Source organism: Citrobacter sp. SX206 (genome assembly GCF_024181025.1).
In the GTDB taxonomy this organism is placed as follows: Bacteria; Pseudomonadota; Gammaproteobacteria; order Enterobacterales; family Enterobacteriaceae; genus Citrobacter; species Citrobacter youngae.
Genome location: NZ_CP049738.1, coordinates 2,684,709 through 2,708,168, shown reverse-complemented (window position 1 = coordinate 2,708,168; position 23,460 = coordinate 2,684,709). Strand labels below are relative to the sequence as shown.

Here is a 23,460-nt window from a genome sequence, read left to right as displayed (position 1 = left end):
GACGTAAGAAGATAACTTACTGAAAAAGGTTATTTTTTTTCTGTTCGTTTGCGGGCTTTTAGGAGTTCTTCGAAGAGCTGGTTGAAGTTTTCAACTCGAGCACGGAGATTTTGGATTTGAGCTTGTTGCTCTGATTCTGGCAAAGAGCGATAGAGCTCAAGCATCTCTTGTTCATCAATGCTTAAAGTTCTCTGCTCTTCAATTGAGACTGGTTCTGCAGGAGTCTGGTCTTCATCACCAAACAAAATCCAAGTAGGGCTGCACTGGAGCACCTTAGCAAGTGCATGCAGGTTCTTACCTGAAGGCTCTGTGTTGTCACTTTCCCATAGCGAAATAGTGGCGTGCGATATCCCGAGAGCTTTTCCAAGATCTCGCTGCGTTAACCCAACATCTTTGCGTCGACGTAATACTCGACGGCCTAAAGTTTCACTATTCATGTTTAGATATCTTAATTCTTCTTGACTAAAGAATTCTCACCAAATAACCTTGTTAAATAAACTCAACAAACGAGGTTGCTTAATGTACAAAATTGATGCCGTGAAATTCTTCGGCACAAACACTCAAGTGGCACATGCTGCTGGCGTCGACCGCTCTGCTGTAAGTCAATGGAAAGAACTTGTTCCCGAGCGCTGTGCTCAGCGTCTCGCTGATGCCTCAAATGGCGCACTCATCTACGACAAAGACGTTTATGACCGTTACCGCCAGGCCAAACGCCTTGGTAAACAGAATACCAGCACAACCAAGAAGGAATCTGATTGATGAAAATCAACGAGATTAAATTGCTGGCCATCGAGCTGGAAGAGTGGGCGATGAAGGATGGCAGGAAAGGGGGCTGGAAAAAGATTGTCCCACTGATTACCTCGCATCACTACGGTGATTTGCTGGATAGCCTGGCAGATATCGTGGACCCGTCAGAGTATGTGCGCCGCCTGCATAACAACACGCAGATCATCCAGCGGGCATTTCGAAATGACACGCCGAACTATCGTGGTCAGGCAGCTGCGCTTGCGCCAGCAATCAGGGCTGCGATGGATGCAGAGCTGGCTGGTCAGCATGACTTACATAACCTGGTGGCCATTGCTAACCGCGAGTGCATCGAGGCGACCAGCGCGGTGCTGACTGGTAAGCCAATGCAGGTAATCCGCAAAGAAACGTCAGAGGCAATTCAGGCACTGGCCGATCTCATCCCCGGCGTCAGCATCCAGTTTAACCATATTGGTCCGCGCGCGGCGTAACAGGAGGCTCCCATGCTTGTCCAGGAATTAGTAGACCGCATGAAAAATGCGATGAAGCACAAAATACCGGCGGAGACAGTCGATTGCAGCGCTGAACTGATTCCGGGGATGAAATACCGCAACGAACGCGGTGGCATGGTGACGGTACTCCGTAGCTCTCAGTATCGCGTTGTGTATCAGCGAGAGGGTTACAGCGGCATTTGCGAAATGAGCCGCTATCAGTTCGATTTGAAATTTAAGAAGGGGCAGGAATGAGTCTTGATGCCATGCGTTGGGCTAAGAAAGCCAAAACAGGTCGATCGTCTGCCAAGTCGGTTTTGACCTGGATGGCGGACATGTGCGGTGCAGACTTTACGACATATCCATCAATCGCGGCGCTGGTCGAGGCTACCGAACTGGATAAAAAAACCGTTCAGGCCAGCCTGCAGCATTTGGTGGAAATTGGGTTTATCCAGGACACCGGAGAGCGCCGCGGACGTACAAAGCAAATCCCAGTCTACAAGTTAGTGGGAATTGAAGAGAGCATCGAAGACGCAGAACGAACCCAAAAACGGGAACATTACCAAAAACGGGATGCTTTAAAGAAACCCAAAAACGGGACTGTTAAACCAAACGAACCCAAAAACGGGTGTATTAAAAGCGGTGAAACGATCCCGTTTTTTCCGTCAAACGATCCCAAAAACGGGATACGGAATCCCCCAGAGGAATCTAAAGACTTAAACCCCACACATAACGCGCGAGGGTCAGAGGTCGAACCAGTTAACAACAACCCGGTACCGGAATACCCTGGACAACCGGGAATCGCATACCCAGCAGTACAGTCATTTGGAAAATTCCCGATGACAACGGAATGGGCGCCATCGGCAGATTTTCGCCAGCGTGCTGCGTACTGGAATTTCCCGATCCCTGCCGACCTTGCAGCAAAAGAGCTGAAAGCCGCACTGGCCAGTTTTACGGATTACTGGATTTCTGAGCAGAAAGTTTTCACCCAGACGCAGTGGGAGCAAAAGTTTGCCCGCCACCTGCAGAACACCAAATCAACACCACCGCGAGGTAATACTCATGCAGGACTGGATCCAAACTCCACAGCAAACGCAGCTGTACAGCGAGCACGCGCAGTACGTGCAGCACAACTCCGCGATCGAGGAAAAGGCGTGGACGTTTTGGGAGCTCATGATGGAAATCTATTCCAACCGATGGGAGACCAAAAACGGCTCGGCCCCGTCGGACCTATGGATTGCTCAGATTGGGAATTTGACCAGCGACCGGATGACGAGCGTCTGTAATGCGCTGGTGGCACGCTGCGCCGCGGGCAACTCATGGCCGCCTGACCTGGCTGAGTTCGTGACCATTGTGGCTGACTGCGGCGGCAGCAGGCTGGGGCTTAAGACGGCGGACGTAATGGCGGAATACAAGTGCTGGCGCAACGAATCGTACCGCTACAGCAGCACTGAGGAATATTTCATCGAGCGCAAATGTAACCCGGTCCTGTACCAGATTTGCACTGAACTGCGCCGCACCGGTGTTGAGCGGCAGATGACCCAACCAGAACTGGAAAGGCTGGCGGCAGACCAGCTGGCAAGATGGGAAAAGCATCTAGAAGAGGGCGGGAAGATCCCCCCGGTAAGAAAACAGATTGAGGCACCGCGGCACCCGGCAGGGCCAACCCCCGCACAGCAGCTGCTTGAAGAATACAAACGCCGTAAAGCGGCTGGCTTAATTTAACCTGGAGAATTTTATGGAAACCATTTTAGACGTACTGAAAGCGATGGAAAAAGCGACTGCCCGTGAAATTGCGGCGCGCATGAAAATTGAGCCGGCGGCGGTGATCGGGATGCTGCGTGAGCACGAAGAGCGTAATGAGGTTGTTCAGGCTAACGGGTACTGGAAAGTTGCCACCGGGGAAGTTAAATCACAGCCAAAAGCGATCAGTTCTTTCAGCAAAGCGCCGGTAAGTGTATCAGTCAGCGACGTCATCGCATTACTGGCGGAACATGGGCCACAGACATCCTTTGAGCTGGCAACACTGGCAGGTATTGAGTCAAAACGTGTGGCGCCAATGCTGACTCACCACATGACAAAAGGGCGGATCATCCGCGAAAAAGTAGGCAGCAAGTTTGTTTATTCGGTGCCGGCCACTGCGTCAGTGAAAAACAAAAGCTCTGCACCACGGGAACCGGAAACATCAACACCACTGGTACCAGAAAAATCTGTCACTGAAATTGTTGAGGAAATCCCCGCTTTCGTCAGCCGTCCTGATGATCTGCTTATCCCAACGGTACGCGGTATCTCAAGTGAAATTCGGCGCACAAAAGCGAAGCTGGCTAACCTGGAAAAACTTCGTGAAGCCGTTCGCAGCATTCGCAAACACGGCGCGCTGATGCAGGAGCTGGCGCAATGAAACAGTCTGAGTTACCGCGCTGTCCGACCTGCGGAAATATGCCCGAATACGCGCTAAAGCCAAACCATATGGGATGGGTATGGGGTGGATTGAAATGTCCGTATGACCATTACCGCGTGAATTTGGATGGTCCAGCCGGTAGCCGCGTGCAGGCAGAAAAAAAGCTGGCGCCACAGTGGATTGAACTGGTCGAAAAAGTTAATCAGGAGAAATCAGCGTGAAACCAACCTACGAAGAACTGGCAGCGGAGAATGCGGGGCTGAAAAATTTCATCATTAACGATTGTCATGTTGCACACATCGAGCCGGAAACTTTCTACGAAGAGGAGATTACCCGTTACGTCAGTGCCGATGGTTACGAGCCAGAAACCCCAGCCACCGATGCTTTCCTAGCTGAAGTGCGGGCACAGGGTGTGGAAGGATTCTTGAAGTTTTGCGGTGAGGAAAATTCCGTATTTGTCGAGGCTAAAGCTTACTACCGATCGCTATCTGATGCGGTTGATGAGTTCGCCGCCCAACTTCGCCAAGGAGCCGCGCTATGAGCAACATCGACAAACAGGCGCTGCGTGAAGAATTCCAGCTCATGCAAGACCATTACAGCGACCCGGCAGACCGTGAGCTCCAGGTGATTTACATCGCCGCAGAAGCGCTGCTGGATGAGCTGGAGAACAAACAAACTTACCAGAAGGCATTCTTCCACCAATCTCTCATGTACGACGTTGTTGCTGAGGCATTCGAAGAGGCCAAAGAGCAGATTGCTAAGGACGTTGAGATAAAAGCCAGGCTTTGTCGTGAGAACAATAGCCTTTTTGACAGGTTACGTGCCGCAGAGAAGCGCATAGCAGAACTGGAGGCGCTGGATAAACCTAAATTTGTGAAGTGCTGGTCATGCAAACATGACATCAAGGTATTGGCAATAGTTGATTGTGATGGATATTGCCCCCGCTGCGCCGCTCCAATTGACCTCGATGACGAACCATACGCTGGCATTGGCGTGAAGGGGGAGTGATGGCAGAGCAAACAATATTGGACGTGTGTTGCGGCTCCCGCATGTTCTGGTTCAACAAACAGGACACCCGCACTGTGTTTGCTGATATCCGCGCTGAAGAGCACGAGTTGTGCGACGGTCGCCGCCTGGTTATCAGTCCCGATCTGATTGCCGACTTCCGTGCGCTGCCATTCGCCGACGCAACGTTTCCGGTTGTTGTGTTTGACCCACCGCACTTGGAGCGCGTGGGCCAGTCTGCCTGGATGGGTAAAAAGTACGGTCGACTGAACAAAAAAACGTGGCGTTCTGATTTGCGCGCCGGGTTCAAAGAGGCGTTCAGGGTGTTGAGGCCACACGGCGTGCTCATCTTCAAATGGAACGAAACGCAGATCCCGGTTAGCCAGATTCTGGCGCTTACAGATGTGAAACCTGCAATTGGCCAGCGTACCGGAAAGAACGATAAAACCCACTGGATTATCTTTGTGAAGGACTTACTCACAACCATATGAACCGAGACCTAGCAGGAATGAGCTAGTTTTTGTGACATATATCAATAAATTATTGTTGCAATGTTAATTATCAGAATGTGTGACCGCATTTACATACTGTGAATGGATAATTGTATGGAGTATTTATGGTTTCATCAGTTAATCGTAGTGGGTATGGTTATGTTGACAGTTATAATTATCTTAAGTATGGAGCAGCACCTCCAGCCTCTAAGTCAACATCAGGTCAAATCTGCCCTCAGACGGGTTTATGGAAAAACGAGTCATATAAGGTTGTGACAAGTGTTGATAAGGGCGAGGTAATGCCCCAGTTCCAGGGGAAGGATATAGAGTGGGAGATTGAACTAAGCAGTCCAAATGGAGATGAAGTGTAGTGCAAGGACTGATTTGAAAAAAATGAGATTACGTTTAAATTTTTCAAAGGGATGACCGCATTGTACATTTGATAAGATGCGTCACATCTTGTTGCAGCACCTCGTATAATAATAGATTCAATTTATCTTCTTTTAGCCCGCCCATGTCCGAGTGGGCTTTTTTTTACATCTTCGCTTCATGATTTCTGCTAAGCACCATCAGTAATTTAAACAGATTAGGTGATAAGTATTTGCAGATAGGCAGGCCGATCCGATAGCGTAGAGAGGCTAACCAAAAGGCCACCATAGTAGTTTTACTTTTTGTTGTATAGCCACCATTAACTGAATCTCTGGTAAGGGCTAACCTGTCGAAGTTTTGTCAGCAGAAACAAATAGCGTCTTAATAAAACATTGCTAATTCAAACTGCTACGGCGGGTTTTCTTTTTTGCTTCATCAATCCCTGCTACGATCCCCTGTCTTTTACTGATGGGGATAGGGATATGAAGAAAGTTCTTGTTGTTTTATTGGTGTCACTTTTCTCTCTGACAGCAATGGCAGCAAACAAGCCATGCTCAGGTAAGAAAGGCGGAATATCGCATTGTTCGGGTGAAAAGTTTGTTTGCAATGATGGCTCTATCAGCAAGTCTAAGAAGGTTTGTCAGAAATAGTTATTAATAAATAGCACTCGCCATCAAAATCAAACCCGCTTCGGCGGGTTTTTCACTATCTAACGGATATGTTATTTTTCATGCAATAAGAGCGATTAGTAAGATGCTGCTGGGGAGAACATGGATTCAACGGACGATGAAGATAAACGCATAGAATTTGAAAAATTCATCATTGAAAGGTTTGGTGATACGGTTGACCTTCGCAGGGCGAAGCATGGCAATAACGGATATATTTCATGGGAAGCGGCAGTTGCTTGGATTGTCTGGCAGGAGCGTTCATAGCACCATGAAACAACGTCTACCTCTAGCGGGCGCTGATTTATTATGGCGCTGCCCGGAGCGTCCCGTCATTCACTATGGACTCCCACTTGGCAACGTCGTTTTAGAATTTGATTTTGGTCCGCTATGAGCGAGGAGCAGAAGTTCGTAATCCCTTTAGACAATCCTCCAGGGAGGTTATGATAAAAGATACAGCCATAAAGCCTAAAGGGAGTGGACATGACATTGTTTGAGGAATGTAAGGAACTGCTCAAGACAGATTTTAATGTTGTGGAAGGGGATGATTTGAGCGCGATAATGGATATTTTTCATCAATATCCATGGCATAGCGGTAATCTCAGATGGTCGGAAATGGACTTCAGCGATTATGAACTTAGTCATGATATGTTTAACGGGGGCGGTTTAGGCAATGAAACTGTATTTGTCATAGCGGATGATGCGAATGTACCCGTGTTCAGAACCCATCTACAACTCATTGTCGATAATATCTACGATGTCATCGCCATATCACCTAACCTATTTATTTTTAATGATAAAATAATGATTAAACCTTTATTCCCTCATAATTATATACGGTTTGGTCTGCGAAAGTGATGAGCAGAAATACTGACCAGCTCCCCGTTGTTCAACTAAGACTTGTTATTGACAACCTCCGCTAATGGCACCATGGGGACCTTCGCAAACAGGACACCCTCGATTTCACCAAAACGGTCAAGCTTCACCTCTTTAATAGAAATATGGGGCTACTACCCATCGTGTTGCTCCCTGGCTCATTAATAAATCAACATTATAGGTCCGCAGAAGTCATGGGATGACCGGTGTTACCGGGATATTTACACATACACCGTTACCCCAACCCAATGATGGTCAGAGCTGTTAATACCTGTTAAGGCATAATGGATACACTCGCGGATAATCCTGCCACTAACTCAATGCCTGCAGGCATGGTATCTAACTGGATGCGCACCGGTACACGTTGAGCCAGCCGAACCCAGCTAAAGGTGGGATTGACATCCGGCAGCCCAAGTCCGCCGGTCTCATCGTTGCTGTCACCAATTCCCCGCCCGATACTCTCCACATGGCCTATGAGCTGCGAATCAAAACCCATCAGTGAAATCTGCGCGGTTTTCCCGACGCGGATATGACTCAGTTTAGTCTCTTCAAAATAGCCCACCACCCAGAAACTGTGCGCATCGACAATGGCGACTTTTGTCTCTCCCGCGGTGGCATAGTCACCGGGCCGAAGACGGAGATGTGTGACATAGCCGTCCACCGGTGATCTCACGGTGGCATGCGCTAAATTAAGCTGAGCCAGTTCCAGCGCGGTCAGTGCGCCCTGATAATTGGCCGCCGCGATGCTTGCCGCACTGCCTGTTTGCTGGATGTCCTCACTGGATATCACCCCTTTGATCATCGCCCGTCGCCTTGCCGCATCCTGCCGCATTAGCATCTCATGACGTTTTGCCTCAACGTCAGCCTGTGAACTCAGCACGGCCAGCTTCAGCCAGTGGGGATCGATGGCATAGAGAATATCGCCACGGTTAACCCACTGGTTATCGCGGACCGCCACGCGACTCACCGGCCCGGAAACATCCGGTGCAATCTGCACCACATCCGCACGAACCCGCCCGTCGCGTGTCCAGGGTGTTTGCGCATACTGTTTCCAGAAAATAAATGCCACGAGTGTCGCCACCGCAACGGCACTTAATGTCAGCGCATAGCGACCCAATAAAGAGAGTAAAGATTTCATGCAAATAACTCCAGAGTGGTCAGGCCCTGCAAAAGCAGGAAACAACTAATGATAAAAGTCGAAAAATCAATCAACGGGCGAAAGGGCAAACGTCGGTAAAGCCTGCTGAAAGAGAAAATTAATAAGAGTGATAGCGTACAGATCAGCGCGATGAGCACAGTCATCAGCAGACCGGGAAAAAAAACACCCCCGATATTGATGTCATTTATCATTTGTGGATTCCTCGTCCTGCGTTCGTAACGCGCAGTGCAAATCAACCAGTTTGTCGACTAACTGGCGCGATGGTTTATCAGTGGCGGGCAAGTATTGAACGGTTATCTCCGCGATGCGCTCGCGCAAGGCTTCAGTCTCCGTAGAGCGGGTAAGGTCATAAAGGATGGCGTTGATGCCACAGCCTGAGGGCATGTCGCAGCGGCGAAGATGCATCACACCGAGGCCAATGCGCAGAAAGTGCATCAGGTGAACAAGTGCCCGAGCGGATGATGGCCTGCTACGCGGTATGCGTGGCAGCAGCAAGGCAGCTCGATCAATCATCAGATTGGTCCAGTGCATTTCATCTCCTTTAAATACGCCGTTCACGCTCCGGCGGATATCACGCTGACAAAGTTTCAGCAGGCGGTTTATCGCCGCGTCGGCTTGCACGGTTTGCAGCAGGCTCATGCTAAAGACCGCAAAACCGGTCGCGAAAAATAGCGCGATGGCGGTGTTAGCCGCATCGGCGAAGTTGCCGCTGTAATGCGCACCCAACTCGCACAATACAGGTAGCGTCAACGTTATTCCCATCGCCATAAACGTGGTGGGCGGCCGTGCCTGGAGTGACCCGGCAAGCAGGTAGACCGGAGCAAGCACGGCAACCAGTACGGGAAAATCGCTGACCTGGGGAAGCAGGGCAAAACTATAGATGAGACTTATCAATACGCCCCAGAAGGAGCCGATAATGTATTTCACAATATGGGGTGCAGGCGTGTCGAAACTTCCAAACAGAGTGCAACAAACCCCAAGAATGGAAACCGCTGTACCGCCATCTGACCATGCTGAGTCGATCCATATCAGACAGCCGCTCAGGATGATGGCAAACGCGCCCAGTGCCGTCCGGATTGCACTCAGGGGATCGCGATGAAAAATATATCCTTTCGCCGCGCTATCTTCCGCCCGTATGGTCTCGGGTTCCGCGTGAAATATAGCCTGCGAAAGGCGCTCACACTGGTGAATAAGACTAATCAACTCCGCTATGTAGCCTAAGAAGTTCACCCCCAGCGCGTCCTCAAAGGTCAGTGATTGCACCGCACGCTTCTGTAGTAACCGGGTGCTACGTTTTTGTAGGGCTTCAGCAGTACTTTTGTGTTTCCCGACATTGTCGTAGGTGAGCCAGGCCTGGACATCATTCAGCAGCGTCTGTATATCGGCGGGCATATCCGCGATCACCTGCAAGCGATCGCGTAATTCGCCGTTCACGATGGCTAATCGTGCCAGCCTGTCATGGAGTGCTTTTCTGGCCTGTCGGGCCGGAACTGAAAGGGCAAAATCATACGGGATGTGGTGGCTGATGCCCTGCAGGAATTGCAGTGCAAGCGCGAGTTGCAAGGGGGCTGAAACTTTATCAGACTTGCCCGCCAGAGTATCGGCAACATGCTGTCGTGCCGCGTGTAGCGTCTGCGTCAATTTGCTGTTGAACAGGCCTGATATCCGACTTGGCAGAATGTACCGGTGGATCAGCGCGGCGCAGACGATACCGATCGTTATCTCCTGCACCCGGATGATAGCAATGTTAAACACCGAGCCTGGGTCGGATACGGCGGGAAAGCCAATCAGGCTTGCGGTGTAACCGGCCAGTACAAAGGCATAGGCGCGGGGAGTACGGTCAAGCAGGGATAACCAGAGGCAGAAGGCTATCCAGCCTGTCAGCATCACGCTGCATAAAATCGGCATATTCACAAACGTAGGCACGATCAATACCGTTGCCCCTGCGCCCGCCACGGTGCCGACCAGGCGATAGAGACACCGGCTCAGCGAAGCGCCCACCGAGGTTTGCGAAACAATATAGACGGTGATGATGGCCCAGGATGGCCGTTCCAGGCCAATCGATAGGGCGATATAATAGGCGAGCATCGCAGCGGCAAAACTCCTGAGGGAATAGAGCAGGGCATGGGCGTCACTCAGTAGCATGGGAGTGATTATGCTGCCTGACCAGCGGCGTATCGCGTGCCAAAAAGGGACGTGTTGGGGGATGATTGTATTCATGCCGAGAATTATTCCCGGTTTGCACACGTCACTAAATACTCTATTCTGTCAAAAAATACCTAAATGTTGCCAATAACATGACATCCCGACTTGCCAATACCTTGTTTGATCCCGACAGCACGTCGAGCCCGGCAGTCGCTCGTCATATCGATTTCGTCGATTACGCAGCCGAAGTGCCGGTTCATACGCACCGTAAAGGGCAGTTGATTATTGCACTGTATGGGGCGGTAATTTGTCGTGCGGAAAACGATATCTGGATTGTGCCACCCGATTGCGCTGTGTGGATCCCCGGCGGCGTTCCTCATAGCGCCAAAGCGACCTGGAATGCGCACCTTAACTATCTGTTTATTGAACCAGGCACTGCCGTATTGCCGGAAAAATGCTGCACGCTGGCCATTTCACCGCTGATTAAAGAGTTAGTTGATCGTTTAACGAATGAAGGCGTTGATTACGCACCACAGAGTCATGTTGGCAGGCTAACCAGAGTGACACTTGATGAACTCGTGACCATGCCACAGCAGAAATTGAGCCTGCCGGTCTCTGCGAACCCTAAAATTCGTGCTATGGCCGATGCGTTAGTCAGCAATCCAGACGACCGGAGCACATTCAAAGTCTGGGCAAAGCGACTGGCACTCAGCGAACGCTCGTTAGCGCGCTTAATGCTGCGTGAAACCGGTCTGACTTTCGGTCGCTGGCGTCAGCAACTGCACTTGATTATTGCCCTGCGGGAGCTGGCAAGTGGGGTGTCAGTACAAAATGTGGCAGCAAACCTGGGGTATGAGTCGGTTAACGCATTTATCACCATGTTCAGAAAAACCATGGGCAGTACGCCAGCGCACTATTTTTCTGTTCGCAAAACGGCGGATTCATAGACTTGATAAAGTGTGAGACTCTTGATTTACGCGTGGGCAAGATGCGGGCAAGCTTACTGCGTTGAACTCACAGTGAGGAGAGGATATTGCAGAAAAATCTAAATAGTTTTGGTATTATTGTAAAATATCATTGCCAATAACGATTAAATCTTCTGTCAAGTACGGTGGTAAAATGCTTTAATTAAAATTATATCAGTTTTTTATTTTTAAACTTAAGCCAGCAAAGGTGGTAAATATGAATATCTATAACTCTAGAGAAAATAGCACACGAAATAGACGGAGAAGAATGTATTTTAAAGATATCATCCTTCCGCTTGCATTAACGTTTCTTGGGATATTAGGGACTTTAGGAGGAGTGCTTATTACAAACTACCAGAATTCTGTTAACGAAAAAGAATCTCGTCTTTATGAATACCAGAATAAAATAATTGAACAGAGAATTATCCTCATTGATAGAGCTGCTAAGATTTTTGGTAAATCTCCGGGTTTGCAAGATATTTGGAATGAGCACCTTGACATGATAAAAAAAGGAAAAGTTGAACAACTAGTTGTTGATAAATTAACTGATGCTCAAGGCGAGTTTCAGAGTATTATTTATCTCTCAAGCATTTATTTTGGTCCTAAAACTCAACAAGCACTTAAGGATTTTGATGAAAATCCAGGTCCATGGTGGACAAAACCCAAAGATAAACAAGATAATTTCGTATCATCCATGGCCTTAGAAATTAACTATGGGATAAAGTGATCTCACAACATATCATTTCGAAATGGTAAAAAAATAAATCATCTTCAGTTAGATATCGTGAGAAATGTATACAGAGAAGCATCATGGATATTATTCACCAAGATGCTTTTTATGTCCGATTTCGGTACATAGCAAACAGCTATGGACTGCTGAAGGTCTCGCTGTGAGCGAGGAGCGGACATTGGATTTGAGATCTGTTATGTTCGTGTACATATCTATGATGGCAAATTATCATCCAAATCCAGTTGGTTGTAAAACTCCTGCTCCAGTTTCGTTTCCAATATCGAACGAATCTCAAACGCCATATTTTTATAAAAAACTGAGAACTCATCATTCTTGCACAGCAGAACAATTTTGCGATGCTCTTTACGCTTTTTGATCTGGATAATCTTCAGCAAGTTAGAAAAAGCAGGAATAGTAGTAATGAACAACGGTGTCGTTAACGTCCACCCGTAACCACAGGATATTAGTTTCAATATTTCATCAGCATTGTCCATTTCAAACTGAATGGTAGGGGAAAAATTTTGCCATTTCAGCCAGTTAAGTGTCTGGATTCCCGTAGGCGTATTTTGGGTATAAGCAATGTAGTTCCGCTGTTTACATAATTCTTCCAGCTCTGTTTCCGGCCATGCTTTGGGGCAAATACATAGAAACTCTTCCTCAATCAAAGGGTACATTCTAACATTGGGTGGCATTTCAGTATACAGCATGGTTACAGCAAGATTAATATTCCCATTATTAAGTGCCTGGAGTAATCCGGATGCTGTGCCAGTCACCTGAAAAATATTCTTCACCTGTGGTTGCAGGAATTTCAGTATATCCAGGCCAACGGTTTTACTAATTGAATCCACAAACCCAATTTTCAGATTTGAAATATGTCCGTCGCTTATTGCATTGATACGTTCTTGCAGGTGGACACCGTTATCAATAATTTTTTTTCCTAACGGGTAGAGTGCTTGTCCGGCTATCGTCATCTGGATTGGTCGCTGTGAACGGTTGACTAGAGCAGTATTTAATCCTAGCTCCAGGTTTGCAACCTGCTGCGAAATTGATGACTGGGTCACATTCAGTTTCCTTGCTGCGGCTGTAAATGATCCAGTGTCTATCACGGCTAAAAATGCCTGCAACTGCTTAAAATCAAAGTTAATATCCTTCATTTTGCCCCTTAGTATTACATTTTTTAATAGTATCTATTTAACTTTTAAATGGTATTTTTTCTTTGAGCTACTTCAAACTATCTGTTACATCGCTAAATTAATGTATAGGTAACCTTAATACACAAGAGAAACGGATATGCGTGAAGAAAAAGATCTATTAGGAACTTTAATGGTGCCAGATGAGGCCTACTATGGTATTCAAACACAACGTGCGGTGCTGAATTTCTCCGTGTCAGGAAAAACAGCTGGAGAAATTCCACACTTTTTATGGTCTATCGCCTCAATCAAGCAAGCGGCAGCAGAGGCTAACAGACAAATTGGTGCGCTGGATGAAAAGAAAGCGTCAGCCATCGTTATTGCGTTGAAAGAGGTAATGGCCGGCGATTTTGATGCCCATTTTCCTATTGATATTTTTCAGGGGGGAGGCGGCACTTCAACCAATATGAACATGAATGAAGTAGTCGCAAACCGGGCCAATGAGCTAATCACTGGCAAACGCGGATATGATGAGATTCACCCAAATACCCACGTTAACTTGGGGCAGTCAACGAATGACGTCATCCCTGCGGCGATGAAAATGACCAGCCGTATGAATATTAATCAATTGTTAATTCAATTAGAAGAACTTGAAGCGGTGTTATCAGAAAAAAGTTTTCTGTTTTCTGACAAGGTGAAGTTAGGGAGAACCTGCTTACAAGATGCAGTGCCGATGACGTTTGGCCAGCAGTTTGGCGCTTATCGTACGCAGGTCAGCAAACTTAGAGCAAAAATGGCTGAAGTAAGCGAAGAAGCATTGTTTTTACCATTGGGCGCGACAGCTATAGGCACAGGCCTGTCCACTCACGAAGGATATATCCCGGCAGTTTATCAGTGGCTGGAAATCATTACTGGGGATAAATACACGCCAGAATCGGATTTCTTTGACGGTCTTCAGCACGGTGATTTTTATATTGAATTTTCCGCACAGCTAAAAAAAATAGCTGCGTTTCTCTCCAAAATGGCTACCGATTTTCGTATACAAGGTTCAGGACCAAGAGCGGGGTTTAATGAAATTTTTGTCCCTGCTGTCCAACCGGGCTCTTCAATTATGCCGGGAAAAATTAATCCTGTAATACCTGAATTGATAAATCAAATTGCGTATCAGGTGATTGGCAATGACGTAACTGTGACGATGGCTGTGGAGGGCGGTGAGCTTGATCTGAACGTGTGGGAACCTGTGTTGTTGAAAGTTCTGTTTGAATCCTGCTCATTATTAAGTAAAGGGATACCGTTATTTATTGATAAGTGCCTGAAGGATATTGCGATCAACGAAAAAGTGAGCGCCCGTTATGCAGAGGAAAGTACAGCGCTTGCGACTATCATCTCCACATTATTTGGCTATCAGGTAGGATCTAGAATCGCCAAAGCTGCATTTCAGCAGCAGACCAGTGTAAAGCAGGTCGTGTTAGCAGAAAATCTGTTAACACCAGAACAGGCAGATTACTTGCTTGATCCAATGAATATGACTGACCCACAAAAAAGTACAGCAGTGATTAAGCGGTATCAAAAAGAAATGAATATTTTGTAGTAACCCGATTTAATAAATAATTAGTTTTGACTTGAGGTAATGAATGTAAAAATTCATTACCTTGGCATCCACTTTGCGTGAAATAAAAATAAAACAGGATAATTATATGGTAATGTTTCATGTCATTTTATTGCTGGGGACTATCATGGTTGCCGCCCGTTGGGGGGGAATTGGAGTAGGGTTTGCTGGTGGGGTTGGATTAGCAATTTCAGTTTTTATTTTTGATGTTCCGGTGGGGACTCCGCCTGTCGACGTCATGCTCATTATTCTGTCCACCATTGTAGCGCTCTCTGCAATGCAACAGGCTGGCGGAATGGATTATTTAGTGACTCTGACAGAGAAATTATTACGTAATAATCCAGGTTATCTTAATATTCTTGCGCCAACAGTGACCTTTTTCCTGACGGTACTTTCCGGTACGGGATATACCGCTATGTCAGTCATGAATGTGATTCAGGAAGTTGCAAAAGATAACGGTATTAGGCCCAGCCAACCATTAAGTTCTGCTGTTGTTGCTTCGCAGTTAGGAATTACAGCCTCACCAATCTCTGCAGCTACAGCAATTATGTATGGTACTGTTGAGGTAATGGGAGTCAGTTTTAGTGATGCTATGTTGATTGTTTTTCCCACAGCTTTTTTTGCTATGCTGGTTGCAGCTTTTATCGCCAGCAGACAAGGTGAAAATTTGGCTGATGACCCCATTTGTAAAAAAGTTATGCAAGAAAATAAAATTATTATAAATAAACATATCAACAACGAAGTTCCCTCAAGGGCTAAATCTTCGGTAGTTATTTTTTTGGTTGGTGTTATATTTGTAGTTTGTATGTTGCTGTTTAAATCGGATATTGGGCATACGATTAATTCTCGTGATCTAATAATTATCACCATGTTTGTTATTTCTACGTTAATTGTCTTTATCTGTAAGCTTGATATGAAAGAACTGAAGAATACACCTATATTTAAATCTGGTGCTGAATCACTGGTTGTGGTGTTAGGTATTGTGTGGTTAAGCAGTACGCTTATTGGCGCACATATCGATGAGATAAAAATACAAGCCAGTGATATGTTACATATGCATCCGGGACTACTGGCGGTAGTTTTTTTCTGTACCAGCGCAATGTTATTCAGTCAGGGCGCAACATGTGCTTTATTGATGCCTATTGCCGCCTCTATTGGTATTAGCGCTGATGCCATTTTAGCCAGTTTCGTCGCTGTTAGTGCACTCTATCTCACTAACATTTACCCAACAACTGCATTTGCAATTGCAACTGATGATACTGGCTCATTTTTAAGTAAACGGTGGAATGGTTCTAAGATAATTAATCATCCATTCTTTTTACCGGGCTGTATCTCTATATTAGTTGCAGTCCCAATCGGTTTTGCCCTGGCAAAAATTATTCTTTAATTTATATGATTACCAATCAGATATAGGAAATAGTAAGATGCAATCCAAAACATTTTATCATTTACAGATTAACAGTGATTCATAGCTTAATAGCTATCAAAAACAACGTCCGCTCCTGGCACTAACCACCCTTTTGCTGATTGAAAAAGGCGAATGAAAGTTGGTTAACACTTTACCTCATGGTCACACAGTTGATCATTGATGAGGCGTTAGTGAGTGCGAATCTTACGGGATTGTGCCGCAGAAAGAATAAAACAGTGCTAATTCAACCCGCTACGGCGGGTTTTCTTTTATTACTACTGACAGAAATTTAACAATTTGTGCTCTTAAGCCGTTGATCATTTTCGTGCGTAGGTATACTGTATAAAAACACAGTATGTGCAGTGGAGGCCATTATGAAAGTTGAATTAACCATTGATCGCATGAAGGAACTTCCTAAAGGCGCGGTACCAGCACTGGAGAAAGAATTGCTTAAGCGCCTGAATGATCACTATGACAATTGCAGGCTCACAATCCGCCGTGCCGGGTCAGATGGGTTAAGTGTTTTAGGCGGTGACAAGGACGACAAAAAGAAAATTGAATCAATCCTCCAGGATACCTGGGAAAGTGCAGACGAGTGGTTTGTTAACTAACACCCCTTAACTGGTGGCTCCCGCTGCCATTTTTTAAATCAAGTTTCCGCATCGTCTCGCACAATCATTGCGAGGTAACTCAGGTCGATTCAGGTGTGGGAATCTTTGCAAGGGGCATCTCATGCAAATTCCGGATGATTTAATCCCAGGGTTGCCGGAGCACACTGGCCCGGTTCTGATTTATTTCGTGAAGGGGAGTGTGGTGAGGGGATTCGCTTTACGTAAAGATGAATTTGTTACGTCTTTGCGGGCACTGGAAGAGGCCAGAAAGAAAGCTGGTCTTCCTGTTTCAGATGCAGGATAAGTTGGGTTATACTCAAACACGGGTCTGAACAGCCTGCTGAGTAACACTGCGCCAACCGGGAAAACGCGATGGCGCATAAAACTGAATTACCCCAATCACACCGTTCTTTCGTGAGCGGTGTCTTTGTTCGTGCTGGCGGTGCAGCATGAGCAGATCAAAGAATAAAGCTGAAAAACTCCACTTATCCCGCGTTGCCGATTTGAATTGTATTGTCTGCCGCAATGAAGGACTTGGAGACACTCCCGCTGAAATTCATCATTGTAGCTCCGGTACCGGGATGTCTGTTCGTGCAGATAATTTTCACGTAATTCCTCTCTGTCATACCCATCATCGTACCGGCGGTCATGGAGTGGCCATTCATGCCGGGCGGCAGTCCTGGGAAAATAAATTCGGTACTGAAACCGAATTGCTCGTGCAGGTTCTCTACGAACTGGGGGAATCGACTCATGCCTGATTATAAAATCACGCCTGTTGGTAAGCCCAGAATGACCCGCGCTGATAAATGGAAAAAACGCCCAGAGGTTCTGCGTTACCGTGCTTTCTGTGATGAAGTTCGTCTGCTGGGTGTTGAGCTGCCGGAGAGTGGCTCGCATGTCACCTTCATCCTTCCGATGCCAGCGAGCTGGAGCAAAAAGAAATGGGCTGAGTTCAACGGTAAACCACACCAGGCTAAACCTGATTTTGACAATATGATGAAAGCCCTGATGGACGCCATTTACGAAAATGATGCTCATATATGGGATGCACGGGTATCAAAATTATGGGGAGAAACCGGGAGAATAATTATTGAGGAGCTAAAAGCATGACGCCACGCCAACGCAGACTACAGCAGTCAGCATTTGAAAAAGCAGCAGCTGCGCCGCGTAAAAGCTGGCTGGGTAAATGCATTCTCCTGACGGGGATCCAGTCCGGATGGATTAAATCCCTGCTCACTACATGGGGTGAGGGTGTGGGAGGAAAAACTGCCCCCCGTATGCCGCGAGGCCATGCGTGCTGGAATGTGCTTAAGGGACGGAACTGGTCAGAAAAGGCACTGGAGCGCTTCACCACAGCATTGAATCAGGCTCGTGAAGAGGGTTTCCGTGGACAGCAGGCAATGAACAGGGCACATAGCATTCTCTGGCCCCAGTCACCTGCCAGTGTAATTGATGAAGCCCTGCATAATGATGATGTCGATTTTGTTGAGCAATGCGTGCTGCGGGCGCTGGATATAAATGATCCGGTTTATGTTGTTGGTCTTCAGTATTACACCACCCGAAAAAAAATCTCAGACATAACCCGGGAACTGCAGGTGATTGCGCCATGGTTAACTGACGGGGAGGCGAGAAAGCGCGTGCGTTGGTGTCTGGAAATATTTAGAGCAAAGGTCTTTCTGGAAGCGCGCAAACTGTTATCTGAATAGACTAACTGAAATCAATTTTAGCTATTAGTGCTATTTTTTGGTAATGGTGTTGAAAACGGGCCAGAAAATCAGATAATCCATTCATGCTTGGCAGAGCTGCGCCACGATGGCAGCGACGAAAAGCGAACAATTTGAATATAACGAGAACCCCGCCAGCGCGGGGTTTTTGCTTTCCGGCGATACGACAGGGGTATTCGCGAACTTGCTACGGCAAAGTACCCCTGTCACATCGTCGGTCTAACCTTAGAAAAGATAAAAGCATGCCATTTCGCGGGGTTTATCATCTCTGGAGCCAGGTGTCGAGAATTAAAACAACACCTAATACGGTATATTTACCCTGACTTACCCAATTTTTCTGCAAAGGTATTTATCTTTGATAACACCATCAAAGAAACGCCCCTTGGATTTAGCCTCTAAAAAAGTATTGTAAATTTTGGCTGAAACTCCAATGTACTGATAAGTTCCAGAATTAGTAAATGCAATCTCCAGAATTTTTTCTGAAGGATAATAACCTATGGATTTTATTTTAGATGACATAACTATCTGATGGCGCATTTTACCTCCTTGTTGTTCTTTTTAATCGGTTCCTTATAGTACACCCGTAGATATTTTTCATGGGTAATTACATGAATGTTATGTCGTTTATTTTGACGCAGGGATCAGCCGAAGGTATGTTATTTTAGTGGTGAATCCCCCTGTGCGGCGGGGCGTCCGGTAAAGTCAATATCCCTTTGACGCAATATGCACGCGAGGCATGCTGTCCGGGGCAGTCTCACCGGGAGGCACCCGGCACCACACTCACTTCTTATAATGCTAAATTTCTAATCTCAGACTCGCTCATCCGAACGAGCCTGTTTCATTTTAGGCTCATGAGTTTCATTCAATTGAATATTACCTGATACAGTAATACTAGAACTGCAAGATAACCCCAGTATTGTATGTGGTAAAAAAATGTATTTGTCATCTTTCATCCCTCTGGTTCCATTTTGTTATGTTCCTTATGCAATAAATGAACCATTCTAGAGGTGAATAAAATCAATTTGTTATGATGGGCTTGTGACATTAGATGCACTCCGGAAGTGCAATCGCACTAAAAAGAGGCTCATCAGTAGAGTTATTACATCGCACCTGATAATGCCATCTGAAGAGGCTATGACCAGAACTAGCCCCGTGGATAGCAAACATCGAGTTGTGGTTTCTTGCAACGCTGCATAATCTGCTCCGCTCTATACTACCTGCTCAGTATCGCGGAGGAATGTATGAAGGAAGGGTATTACTGGATTCAGCATATCGGTGTTGTTCAGGTGGCGTATTACACGAACGACACTGTTGATGATCTGGAAACGGGTAAAACAATCACAGGTGTCTGGCATCTGACCAGAGGCGATGACATATGCCATAACGGTGAAGCAGAGGTGTTAGAAGGCCCAATCACTCCACCAATGTAAACAACCGTACTTACTTCGAGGCTGCCGCATGGCGGCCTTTTTCATTTCAGGCTCACGGGAATCATCCGCTACTTGCTTTGTTGATAAATCTAGCCCGTGAATTTCCCCTCATTCCTGAGAGGACTCACAGCAATTAAGAGGGGGCTAAATGTCCGATCCGATTTCCGGTACTGGGCTGGCTGGTGGTGTCCTGACGGGTGCCAGTGTCTATGGATTCCTGTCCGGAACCGATTACGGCGTGGTGTTTGGCGCATTTGCCGGAGCGGTATTTTACATTGCAACGGCTGCTGACCTGAGCGCAACACGTCGGCTGGCGTATTCTCTGGTGTCGTATATCGCAGGGATCCTTTGTTCCGGGCTGGTGGGTTCAAAGCTGGCTCAGGCGACCGGATACAGTGATAAACCACTGGATGCCATTGGCGCCGTAATCGTTTCTGCTTTAGCCGTCAAAATCCTGACGTTCCTGAATAATCAGGATGTCGGCTCGCTGGTGGCGCTGATAACGCGCCGGGGAGGTTCAGGTGGTACTAAATGACCCATCGGCAACAATCAATGCGCTGCTTTGCGCTGGGGTAGTGTTGACCCTGATGTTTTACCGTCGCGGTGATTCCCGGCATCGACCTTAGATATCTCGCTTAGCGTGGTTGCTTACGGTCATTTATAGTGCCGTACCGCTGGCGTATCTGTGCGGTATCTACCCTTACTCATCGTGGGCCACTATTGGGGCCAACATTATTTTCCTGTCTGTGCTGGCCGCCGTCAGAGGTAACGTAGCGCGACTCATTGATGCTGTTCACAAATAAAAAAGCGAGTCGCAACGACATCGCCACAACCCGCAAAGAAGATGAAACCATTAGGATTTATCTTAAGTCTCATTGTGACTTAAATTAAATTGAATTTCATCATCTTAGGTGAATTCTAATCCCTACCATTAATAGTGGTTTAATCCGGTACACATATGAACAAATCACAATTTCAGCAGGCGGCTGGTATCAGCGCCGGGGGGGCTGCACGCTGGTTTCCGCATATTGATGCGGCAATGAAAGAGTTTGGAATTACAGCGGTTAATGATCAAGCCATGTTCATTGCACAAGTCGGGCACGAATCCAATGGCTTTACCTCGCTGGTAGAAAGCTTCAACTACTCGGTTGAGGGTCTGAAGAAAACCTTTAGTAAGCGTCTGACGCCGTATCAGTGCGAAATGCTGGGGCGTGTCGATGGTAAACAGGTGGCCCACCAGCCACAAATAGCCAATCTGGTTTATGGTGACCGCATGGGGAATAACAGCCAGGGTGACGGCTGGAAATATCGCGGTCGTGGCCTGCTGCAAATCACCGGTCGTGAGAACTACACCAAATGCGGTGCGGCGCTGAAGCTTGACCTTGTCAGTACGCCAGAATTGCTAACGCAGGAGCGACATGCGGCCCGTTCGGCGGCGTGGTACTTCACGTTACGCGGTTGCCTGATGTATTCGGGTGATGTGGAACGCGTAACGCAGATTATTAATGGCGGGCAGAACGGCATTAAAGACCGCCGTGAACGTTACGCCAAAGCAAAGGCCGCACTGGTATGAGGTCATTATGGGACTTGAAATGATTATCGGCCTGGTCGTTGCTGTGCTGGCTGCAATTGCCGGTGCTTTTGGTCTGGGTAAATCACGCGGTACCAATATCGCTGAAGCAAAAGCGGACCAGCAACGCACTGATGAACGTGCAGCTGCTACTGAAGTCATTGCAGAACGCCGGGTAGAAACAACAAAAGGAGCCAGGGATGTACAGCAGACTGTTAATCATCTTCCTGATGACGATGTTGACCGCGAGTTGCGCGAAAGATATACCCGCAAAACCTGAAGTAACGGACACTGCCTGTGACTGGGTAAGCATCATCTACCTCACTGAGCACGATATTGCTGTGCTGGATAAGCAAACGAAGCGTGACATCCTAGCACATAACAAATCTTGGCAGGCGAACTGCCAACAGAATTAATACCGTGCCATACAAAAGCAGCCTAAGTGAAACAGAAACAATAAAGCGAGATGCTATCACATGAACAAAGAAGACCGAGGGTTTATATCGGTTATCAACTCAAGCAACGAAGTAAAAAACCATTTGTGGGAAATGAAATCCCGCAAGAAGGTGAGGTGCTTGAGCTGGTGGTTGTAAAAAGCGATACTACCGATGACTCATGTGCATTAGCGCTTAAATTGCGGTCAGTTCAAAAATAAGACGAACTGATTGATAAATTGAATATTTGCGTGTGAATTAATGTGCCTCATCAATTATGCTACTGGATGAATTCATTATGAATTTTCCATTCACCGGTATCGGAGCAAGTCGATGCATCAAAACTTAGCCAACGCAACCTTTCAGGTCCTCGCGGGAGGATCTCGCGGCAGTGGTTTTAGTTTCTTACGAAATGATTTAGTGGTCACAAATTGTCACGTTGTAATGCCATTGCTTGATTTGGTAAATAATAGAACGTTAGGGCTAGCCACGCTGATAACCGAATCTGGACAGAGGTTTCAGTCCCAGATTAAATGTGTAGATCTCGATAATGATTTTGCAGTCATGCAGCTAACGGAATCACTTCCAAGTGGACGTCAGGTACTGCAACCTGCTCCTGACTTCAGCCCAACAAGAGGCCTGCGGTTGATTTTCGCGGGATATCCACACGGATACGAGGAACTGCTAACCAGCGAAGCTATTATTTCTGCGCCTTTAACAGCAGGTAAATTTGCTATTGATGGAATGGTGAATGGTGGCAACTCAGGCGGGCCAATTATCGACGCTGAATCTGGGTTAGTTATTGGATTGGTTACAGCGCCCCGTTACGCAAGTGGCGAGAAGGCCGAGCAATTACAGGAAGAAGCTGCTCAATTACGAGCTTATCTGGAACAAGCCTCGCAAAACATGTCAGTAGCTATCATGGGTGTCGATTTCGGGAAAATGGCTGATATGTTTGGGCGCTCGCTACAAGTGATCACAGAACTCCTGAACCTTAACGCTAACCCTGGGATAGGTATCGGATACCCTATATCTCCGGTCACGGAGGCAGCAAAGCAGCAATGAGCCTTCATAACTAAATTCTAAGCTTCTCTTATCTTATTTGTCTGGCTGCCATTCCACGATGGTGGCTTTTTTATTGCGTTTCGCACGCGCACCTCAAAGAGAGTCTTTCAGTAGTGAGCCTGGGTAATGCCGTTAGGTTGCGTTTACCTCTCGGGCGGCATTGCCGTGCGGCAGGCTCACGTCTAAAAGGAAACGCATATGAGGCTTACAGTTCTGGATGATGATCCGGGAAGAAAGATTGACCTGCGTAAAGAGCGTTATCTGGTCTTGGTTGATGGTAAAGAGATTAAAAAAGTTTTCAGTGCCGACGATGAAAAAGGCGAAGTGATTGCAGCAGATCTCGACCATAACGGCTTGATGGTTGCTGAGAATGGACAAGTGAAGAGGATAGTTCTTCACGACACTGTTGAAATAAAACGCCTGGAAACTTAACGGAGT

General features: G+C 47.0%; 35 protein-coding genes and 1 pseudogene. 30 read left to right on the top strand and 6 right to left on the bottom strand.

The genetic code is table 11. The annotated features are described in order from the left end of the window. Positions 1 to 29: 29 nt before the first annotated feature. The gene (locus G8S19_RS13375) at positions 30 to 437 is read right to left on the bottom strand and encodes a helix-turn-helix domain-containing protein (RefSeq protein ID WP_253685360.1); all 408 of its coding nucleotides are present in this window, start codon (positions 435 to 437) and stop codon (positions 30 to 32) included. An 82-nt stretch (positions 438 to 519) separates the two neighbouring features. Here G8S19_RS13375 and G8S19_RS13370 point away from each other — a divergent pair, with 82 nt between their 5' ends. The 13 genes from G8S19_RS13370 (at position 520) to G8S19_RS13310 (ending at position 7,024) form a co-directional block, all read left to right on the top strand. Next, positions 520 to 759, top strand: coding sequence for a Cro/CI family transcriptional regulator (locus tag G8S19_RS13370; RefSeq protein ID WP_250010969.1), 240 nt, complete (start codon positions 520 to 522; stop codon positions 757 to 759). Beyond that, a complete protein-coding gene (locus G8S19_RS13365) occupies positions 759 to 1,235 on the top strand; it encodes a toxin YdaT family protein (protein ID WP_155021235.1) in 477 nt (158 codons plus the stop codon). The genes G8S19_RS13370 and G8S19_RS13365 overlap by 1 nt, the downstream gene beginning before the upstream one ends. A 12-nt stretch (positions 1,236 to 1,247) precedes the next feature. Then, positions 1,248 to 1,490: a DUF4222 domain-containing protein gene (locus G8S19_RS13360; RefSeq protein ID WP_253685358.1), complete on the top strand. Its 243-nt coding sequence runs from the start codon at positions 1,248 to 1,250 to the stop codon at positions 1,488 to 1,490. Then, positions 1,487 to 2,521, top strand: coding sequence for a DnaT-like ssDNA-binding domain-containing protein (locus G8S19_RS13355; RefSeq protein WP_253685356.1), 1,035 nt, complete (start codon positions 1,487 to 1,489; stop codon positions 2,519 to 2,521). Before G8S19_RS13360 ends, G8S19_RS13355 begins: the two co-directional genes overlap by 4 nt. Then, entirely contained in the window at positions 2,505 to 2,960 is a 456-nt protein-coding gene (locus G8S19_RS13350; RefSeq protein WP_253685354.1) for a replication protein P, read from the top strand. Before G8S19_RS13355 ends, G8S19_RS13350 begins: the two co-directional genes overlap by 17 nt. Before the next feature lie 13 nt (positions 2,961 to 2,973). Beyond that, positions 2,974 to 3,636 carry a DUF1627 domain-containing protein gene (locus G8S19_RS13345; protein WP_253685352.1) on the top strand — a complete coding sequence of 221 codons (663 nt, stop codon included), beginning with the start codon at positions 2,974 to 2,976 and terminating at the stop codon, positions 3,634 to 3,636. Continuing rightward, positions 3,633 to 3,857, top strand: a complete 225-nt coding sequence (locus tag G8S19_RS13340) for a hypothetical protein (protein ID WP_046671208.1) — start codon at positions 3,633 to 3,635, stop codon at positions 3,855 to 3,857. The genes G8S19_RS13345 and G8S19_RS13340 overlap by 4 nt, the downstream gene beginning before the upstream one ends. After that, on the top strand, positions 3,854 to 4,177 hold the full coding sequence (locus tag G8S19_RS13335) for a hypothetical protein (protein WP_253685350.1): 324 nt from the start codon (positions 3,854 to 3,856) through the stop codon (positions 4,175 to 4,177). Before G8S19_RS13340 ends, G8S19_RS13335 begins: the two co-directional genes overlap by 4 nt. After that, entirely contained in the window at positions 4,174 to 4,644 is a 471-nt protein-coding gene (locus tag G8S19_RS13330) for an ead/Ea22-like family protein (RefSeq protein ID WP_253685348.1), read from the top strand. Before G8S19_RS13335 ends, G8S19_RS13330 begins: the two co-directional genes overlap by 4 nt. After that, positions 4,644 to 5,132, top strand: coding sequence for a class I SAM-dependent methyltransferase (locus tag G8S19_RS13325; RefSeq protein WP_253685346.1), 489 nt, complete (start codon positions 4,644 to 4,646; stop codon positions 5,130 to 5,132). Before G8S19_RS13330 ends, G8S19_RS13325 begins: the two co-directional genes overlap by 1 nt. Positions 5,133 to 5,983: 851 nt before the next feature. Next, positions 5,984 to 6,151, top strand: coding sequence for a hypothetical protein (locus tag G8S19_RS13320; RefSeq protein ID WP_253685344.1), 168 nt, complete (start codon positions 5,984 to 5,986; stop codon positions 6,149 to 6,151). Between the two features lie 120 nt (positions 6,152 to 6,271). Continuing rightward, entirely contained in the window at positions 6,272 to 6,433 is a 162-nt protein-coding gene (locus tag G8S19_RS13315; protein WP_253685342.1) for a hypothetical protein, read from the top strand. A 216-nt stretch (positions 6,434 to 6,649) separates the two neighbouring features. After that, on the top strand, positions 6,650 to 7,024 hold the full coding sequence (locus tag G8S19_RS13310; protein ID WP_016150400.1) for a hypothetical protein: 375 nt from the start codon (positions 6,650 to 6,652) through the stop codon (positions 7,022 to 7,024). A gap of 292 nt (positions 7,025 to 7,316) precedes the next feature. Here G8S19_RS13310 and G8S19_RS13305 read toward each other — a convergent pair whose 3' ends face one another. Genes G8S19_RS13305 through G8S19_RS13295 form a run of 3 tightly spaced genes read right to left on the bottom strand, consistent with a single transcriptional unit; the run spans position 7,317 to position 10,346 of the window. After that, positions 7,317 to 8,180, bottom strand: coding sequence for an HlyD family secretion protein (locus G8S19_RS13305; RefSeq protein ID WP_253685340.1), 864 nt, complete (start codon positions 8,178 to 8,180; stop codon positions 7,317 to 7,319). Further along, complete coding sequence (locus tag G8S19_RS13300; RefSeq protein ID WP_040233557.1) at positions 8,177 to 8,392, bottom strand: DUF1656 domain-containing protein; 216 nt, start codon at positions 8,390 to 8,392, stop codon at positions 8,177 to 8,179. Before G8S19_RS13300 ends, G8S19_RS13305 begins: the two co-directional genes overlap by 4 nt. Further along, the gene (locus G8S19_RS13295; protein WP_253685338.1) at positions 8,382 to 10,346 is read right to left on the bottom strand and encodes an FUSC family protein; all 1,965 of its coding nucleotides are present in this window, start codon (positions 10,344 to 10,346) and stop codon (positions 8,382 to 8,384) included. Before G8S19_RS13295 ends, G8S19_RS13300 begins: the two co-directional genes overlap by 11 nt. 152 nt (positions 10,347 to 10,498) lie before the next feature. Between G8S19_RS13295 and G8S19_RS13290 the strand changes: the two genes are divergently transcribed. Both G8S19_RS13290 and G8S19_RS13285 read left to right on the top strand, forming a co-directional pair. Next, entirely contained in the window at positions 10,499 to 11,293 is a 795-nt protein-coding gene (locus G8S19_RS13290) for a helix-turn-helix transcriptional regulator (RefSeq protein WP_253685336.1), read from the top strand. A gap of 235 nt (positions 11,294 to 11,528) precedes the next feature. Continuing rightward, complete coding sequence (locus G8S19_RS13285; protein ID WP_253685334.1) at positions 11,529 to 12,038, top strand: hypothetical protein; 510 nt, start codon at positions 11,529 to 11,531, stop codon at positions 12,036 to 12,038. Between the two features lie 215 nt (positions 12,039 to 12,253). On the opposite strand, the gene G8S19_RS13280 is transcribed toward G8S19_RS13285, so the two are convergent. Continuing rightward, positions 12,254 to 13,195, bottom strand: a complete 942-nt coding sequence (locus G8S19_RS13280; protein ID WP_253685332.1) for a LysR family transcriptional regulator — start codon at positions 13,193 to 13,195, stop codon at positions 12,254 to 12,256. Positions 13,196 to 13,331: 136 nt separating this feature from the next. On the opposite strand from G8S19_RS13280, the gene G8S19_RS13275 reads away from it, so the two are divergent. The 7 genes from G8S19_RS13275 to G8S19_RS13245 all read left to right on the top strand — a co-directional run bounded on the left by G8S19_RS13275 (position 13,332) and on the right by G8S19_RS13245 (position 18,505). After that, positions 13,332 to 14,762, top strand: a complete 1,431-nt coding sequence (locus G8S19_RS13275; protein WP_199974905.1) for an aspartate ammonia-lyase — start codon at positions 13,332 to 13,334, stop codon at positions 14,760 to 14,762. Positions 14,763 to 14,868: 106 nt separating this feature from the next. Further along, entirely contained in the window at positions 14,869 to 16,167 is a 1,299-nt protein-coding gene (locus tag G8S19_RS13270; RefSeq protein WP_253685330.1) for an anaerobic C4-dicarboxylate transporter, read from the top strand. Between the two features lie 395 nt (positions 16,168 to 16,562). Continuing rightward, positions 16,563 to 16,799 carry a DinI-like family protein gene (locus tag G8S19_RS13265; protein WP_253685328.1) on the top strand — a complete coding sequence of 79 codons (237 nt, stop codon included), beginning with the start codon at positions 16,563 to 16,565 and terminating at the stop codon, positions 16,797 to 16,799. Between the two features lie 121 nt (positions 16,800 to 16,920). After that, entirely contained in the window at positions 16,921 to 17,103 is a 183-nt protein-coding gene (locus G8S19_RS13260; protein WP_046671202.1) for a hypothetical protein, read from the top strand. A gap of 145 nt (positions 17,104 to 17,248) precedes the next feature. After that, positions 17,249 to 17,557 carry a Ref family recombination enhancement nuclease gene (locus tag G8S19_RS13255; RefSeq protein ID WP_137346180.1) on the top strand — a complete coding sequence of 103 codons (309 nt, stop codon included), beginning with the start codon at positions 17,249 to 17,251 and terminating at the stop codon, positions 17,555 to 17,557. Then, entirely contained in the window at positions 17,550 to 17,909 is a 360-nt protein-coding gene (locus G8S19_RS13250) for a RusA family crossover junction endodeoxyribonuclease (RefSeq protein ID WP_253685326.1), read from the top strand. The genes G8S19_RS13255 and G8S19_RS13250 overlap by 8 nt, the downstream gene beginning before the upstream one ends. Next, complete coding sequence (locus G8S19_RS13245) at positions 17,906 to 18,505, top strand: hypothetical protein (protein WP_137346178.1); 600 nt, start codon at positions 17,906 to 17,908, stop codon at positions 18,503 to 18,505. The genes G8S19_RS13250 and G8S19_RS13245 overlap by 4 nt, the downstream gene beginning before the upstream one ends. Positions 18,506 to 18,847: 342 nt before the next feature. On the opposite strand, the gene G8S19_RS13240 is transcribed toward G8S19_RS13245, so the two are convergent. Continuing rightward, positions 18,848 to 19,060: a KTSC domain-containing protein gene (locus G8S19_RS13240; RefSeq protein WP_016150437.1), complete on the bottom strand. Its 213-nt coding sequence runs from the start codon at positions 19,058 to 19,060 to the stop codon at positions 18,848 to 18,850. 704 nt (positions 19,061 to 19,764) lie between these two features. On the opposite strand from G8S19_RS13240, the gene G8S19_RS13235 reads away from it, so the two are divergent. From G8S19_RS13235 to G8S19_RS13200, 8 genes and pseudogenes are all read left to right on the top strand, one after another. Further along, a complete protein-coding gene (locus G8S19_RS13235) occupies positions 19,765 to 19,953 on the top strand; it encodes a hypothetical protein (protein WP_253685324.1) in 189 nt (62 codons plus the stop codon). A 148-nt stretch (positions 19,954 to 20,101) separates the two neighbouring features. Continuing rightward, positions 20,102 to 20,488, top strand: a complete 387-nt coding sequence (locus G8S19_RS13230; protein WP_253685322.1) for a phage holin family protein — start codon at positions 20,102 to 20,104, stop codon at positions 20,486 to 20,488. Then, positions 20,475 to 20,756: pseudogene (locus G8S19_RS13225) on the top strand (phage holin family protein). The gene G8S19_RS13230 and the pseudogene G8S19_RS13225 overlap by 14 nt, the downstream one beginning before the upstream one ends. A gap of 155 nt (positions 20,757 to 20,911) precedes the next feature. Continuing rightward, the gene (locus G8S19_RS13220; RefSeq protein WP_253685320.1) at positions 20,912 to 21,526 is read left to right on the top strand and encodes a glycoside hydrolase family 19 protein; all 615 of its coding nucleotides are present in this window, start codon (positions 20,912 to 20,914) and stop codon (positions 21,524 to 21,526) included. A 7-nt stretch (positions 21,527 to 21,533) separates the two neighbouring features. Further along, positions 21,534 to 21,803 carry a hypothetical protein gene (locus tag G8S19_RS13215; protein WP_253685318.1) on the top strand — a complete coding sequence of 90 codons (270 nt, stop codon included), beginning with the start codon at positions 21,534 to 21,536 and terminating at the stop codon, positions 21,801 to 21,803. After that, complete coding sequence (locus tag G8S19_RS13210; RefSeq protein ID WP_253685316.1) at positions 21,760 to 21,939, top strand: hypothetical protein; 180 nt, start codon at positions 21,760 to 21,762, stop codon at positions 21,937 to 21,939. The genes G8S19_RS13215 and G8S19_RS13210 overlap by 44 nt, the downstream gene beginning before the upstream one ends. A 351-nt stretch (positions 21,940 to 22,290) precedes the next feature. Next, positions 22,291 to 23,022 carry a serine protease gene (locus G8S19_RS13205; protein ID WP_253685314.1) on the top strand — a complete coding sequence of 244 codons (732 nt, stop codon included), beginning with the start codon at positions 22,291 to 22,293 and terminating at the stop codon, positions 23,020 to 23,022. A gap of 198 nt (positions 23,023 to 23,220) precedes the next feature. After that, positions 23,221 to 23,454, top strand: coding sequence for a hypothetical protein (locus G8S19_RS13200; protein WP_253685312.1), 234 nt, complete (start codon positions 23,221 to 23,223; stop codon positions 23,452 to 23,454). Positions 23,455 to 23,460 lie beyond the last annotated feature (6 nt).

Bases quoted from the DNA above. Each gene is read 5' to 3' on its own strand.
- G8S19_RS13300 (WP_040233557.1), bottom strand. From the start codon at position 8,392: ATGATAAATGACATCAATATCGGGGGTGTTTTTTTTCCCGGTCTGCTG.
- G8S19_RS13230 (WP_253685322.1), top strand. From the start codon at position 20,102: ATGTCCGATCCGATTTCCGGTACTGGGCTGGCTGGTGGTGTCCTGACG.
- G8S19_RS13245 (WP_137346178.1), top strand. From the start codon at position 17,906: ATGACGCCACGCCAACGCAGACTACAGCAGTCAGCATTTGAAAAAGCA.
- G8S19_RS13270 (WP_253685330.1), top strand. From the start codon at position 14,869: ATGGTAATGTTTCATGTCATTTTATTGCTGGGGACTATCATGGTTGCC.
- G8S19_RS13360 (WP_253685358.1), top strand. From the start codon at position 1,248: ATGCTTGTCCAGGAATTAGTAGACCGCATGAAAAATGCGATGAAGCAC.
- G8S19_RS13205 (WP_253685314.1), top strand. From the start codon at position 22,291: ATGCATCAAAACTTAGCCAACGCAACCTTTCAGGTCCTCGCGGGAGGA.
- G8S19_RS13250 (WP_253685326.1), top strand. From the start codon at position 17,550: ATGCCTGATTATAAAATCACGCCTGTTGGTAAGCCCAGAATGACCCGC.
- G8S19_RS13305 (WP_253685340.1), bottom strand. From the start codon at position 8,180: ATGAAATCTTTACTCTCTTTATTGGGTCGCTATGCGCTGACATTAAGT.
- G8S19_RS13285 (WP_253685334.1), top strand. From the start codon at position 11,529: ATGAATATCTATAACTCTAGAGAAAATAGCACACGAAATAGACGGAGA.
- G8S19_RS13220 (WP_253685320.1), top strand. From the start codon at position 20,912: ATGAACAAATCACAATTTCAGCAGGCGGCTGGTATCAGCGCCGGGGGG.
- G8S19_RS13260 (WP_046671202.1), top strand. From the start codon at position 16,921: ATGCAAATTCCGGATGATTTAATCCCAGGGTTGCCGGAGCACACTGGC.
- G8S19_RS13330 (WP_253685348.1), top strand. From the start codon at position 4,174: ATGAGCAACATCGACAAACAGGCGCTGCGTGAAGAATTCCAGCTCATG.
- G8S19_RS13290 (WP_253685336.1), top strand. From the start codon at position 10,499: ATGACATCCCGACTTGCCAATACCTTGTTTGATCCCGACAGCACGTCG.
- G8S19_RS13240 (WP_016150437.1), bottom strand. From the start codon at position 19,060: ATGCGCCATCAGATAGTTATGTCATCTAAAATAAAATCCATAGGTTAT.
- G8S19_RS13235 (WP_253685324.1), top strand. From the start codon at position 19,765: ATGAAGGAAGGGTATTACTGGATTCAGCATATCGGTGTTGTTCAGGTG.
- G8S19_RS13325 (WP_253685346.1), top strand. From the start codon at position 4,644: ATGGCAGAGCAAACAATATTGGACGTGTGTTGCGGCTCCCGCATGTTC.
- G8S19_RS13280 (WP_253685332.1), bottom strand. From the start codon at position 13,195: ATGAAGGATATTAACTTTGATTTTAAGCAGTTGCAGGCATTTTTAGCC.
- G8S19_RS13265 (WP_253685328.1), top strand. From the start codon at position 16,563: ATGAAAGTTGAATTAACCATTGATCGCATGAAGGAACTTCCTAAAGGC.
- G8S19_RS13370 (WP_250010969.1), top strand. From the start codon at position 520: ATGTACAAAATTGATGCCGTGAAATTCTTCGGCACAAACACTCAAGTG.
- G8S19_RS13320 (WP_253685344.1), top strand. From the start codon at position 5,984: ATGAAGAAAGTTCTTGTTGTTTTATTGGTGTCACTTTTCTCTCTGACA.
- G8S19_RS13275 (WP_199974905.1), top strand. From the start codon at position 13,332: ATGCGTGAAGAAAAAGATCTATTAGGAACTTTAATGGTGCCAGATGAG.
- G8S19_RS13375 (WP_253685360.1), bottom strand. From the start codon at position 437: ATGAATAGTGAAACTTTAGGCCGTCGAGTATTACGTCGACGCAAAGAT.
- G8S19_RS13295 (WP_253685338.1), bottom strand. From the start codon at position 10,346: ATGCTACTGAGTGACGCCCATGCCCTGCTCTATTCCCTCAGGAGTTTT.
- G8S19_RS13340 (WP_046671208.1), top strand. From the start codon at position 3,633: ATGAAACAGTCTGAGTTACCGCGCTGTCCGACCTGCGGAAATATGCCC.
- G8S19_RS13200 (WP_253685312.1), top strand. From the start codon at position 23,221: ATGAGGCTTACAGTTCTGGATGATGATCCGGGAAGAAAGATTGACCTG.
- G8S19_RS13310 (WP_016150400.1), top strand. From the start codon at position 6,650: ATGACATTGTTTGAGGAATGTAAGGAACTGCTCAAGACAGATTTTAAT.
- G8S19_RS13215 (WP_253685318.1), top strand. From the start codon at position 21,534: ATGGGACTTGAAATGATTATCGGCCTGGTCGTTGCTGTGCTGGCTGCA.
- G8S19_RS13315 (WP_253685342.1), top strand. From the start codon at position 6,272: ATGGATTCAACGGACGATGAAGATAAACGCATAGAATTTGAAAAATTC.
- G8S19_RS13345 (WP_253685352.1), top strand. From the start codon at position 2,974: ATGGAAACCATTTTAGACGTACTGAAAGCGATGGAAAAAGCGACTGCC.
- G8S19_RS13365 (WP_155021235.1), top strand. From the start codon at position 759: ATGAAAATCAACGAGATTAAATTGCTGGCCATCGAGCTGGAAGAGTGG.
- G8S19_RS13350 (WP_253685354.1), top strand. From the start codon at position 2,505: ATGACGAGCGTCTGTAATGCGCTGGTGGCACGCTGCGCCGCGGGCAAC.
- G8S19_RS13210 (WP_253685316.1), top strand. From the start codon at position 21,760: ATGTTGACCGCGAGTTGCGCGAAAGATATACCCGCAAAACCTGAAGTA.
- G8S19_RS13355 (WP_253685356.1), top strand. From the start codon at position 1,487: ATGAGTCTTGATGCCATGCGTTGGGCTAAGAAAGCCAAAACAGGTCGA.
- G8S19_RS13255 (WP_137346180.1), top strand. From the start codon at position 17,249: ATGAGCAGATCAAAGAATAAAGCTGAAAAACTCCACTTATCCCGCGTT.